This is a genomic window from Bacillus sp. X1(2014) (assembly GCF_007678255.1).
The window spans coordinates 1-226 of record NZ_VEED01000095.1 but is presented as its reverse complement, the minus strand read 5'-3'; the positions used below and the strand labels follow the sequence as shown (position 1 = coordinate 226).

1 protein-coding gene is annotated in these 226 nt (G+C 38.1%); it reads right to left on the bottom strand.

What is annotated here, in order from left to right; translation table 11 throughout:
* Positions 1-224: IS110 family transposase (locus FS608_RS29945; RefSeq protein WP_260871876.1), on the bottom strand; the 224-nt coding region annotated here is incomplete at its 3' end.
* Positions 225-226 lie beyond the last annotated feature (2 nt).

Sequence of the window (226 nt, the reverse complement as noted above, 5' to 3'; positions counted from 1 at the left end):
AAATACCCACGGTCCTCCAGGTATTGAACAACAGAGGAATGATAATGTCCTGTCGCTTCTAAAACAATAGGTGGTTTATTACCAGTTTCTCTCTTGACCACCTCCAGAAACTCTACAAGTAAATCAAGACCTTCTATTGTATGAGAAATTTTAAAACTCTTACGGTATGGTTTGCCTTTATCTAAAAATGCCTGAACTTGACTTTCCCCTTTTGAAACATCCAGAC